General features: G+C 62.9%; 1 pseudogene. It reads right to left on the reverse strand.

The window, feature by feature from the left end:
* A pseudogene (locus tag A5658_RS28545) lies at window positions 1–599 on the reverse strand (MMPL family RND transporter); the annotation flags it as partial.

Genomic DNA, 599 nt, shown 5'->3' on the forward strand with positions numbered 1-599 from the left:
CTGCGGATCGGCCGCCAGGTGTCCTCGAAGTTGGCGACGTCGTCGCGCAATTCTTCGGTGACGGCCTGCATTTCGCGTGTCTCACCGATCATCTTGTGCGTGATGCCGGTGAGCTGCTGCATGAGGCCGTACATGTGCCTCATCCGGTTCATGGTGTCTTCGAGTTCGTCGGCCTGCTTGAGCATGTCGTCCATGCGGGCCTTCTGGAACTTCATCGTCTGCACCTGCCCGGCGTTCTGCATGCTGAGCTGGAACGGGATCGAGGTGTGCTCCATCGCCGTGCCCTCCGGGCGCGTAATCGATTGCACGCGTGAGACTCCGGGGACGCGGAAGATGCCCTTGGCCAGTTTGTCGAGTACCAGGAAGTCAGCGGGATCGCGCAAATCGTGGTCGGCCTCGACCATCATGACTTCCGGCATCAGCCGGGCCTGCGAGAAGTGGCGCTCCGCGGCGTCGTATCCCTTGTTCGCGGCGATGTTGTGCGGGATGTACAACCGGTCGTTGTAGCTGGTCTGGTAACCCGGCAGGGTCAGCAGACCAACCAGCGCGATCGAGCACGCCGCGGCGAGAATCGGCAGCGGCCAACGGACGATCGCGGT

Origin of the sequence: Mycobacterium sp. 1245111.1, from assembly GCF_001673405.1 — a bacterium.
In the GTDB taxonomy this organism is placed as follows: Bacteria; Actinomycetota; Actinomycetes; order Mycobacteriales; family Mycobacteriaceae; genus Mycobacterium.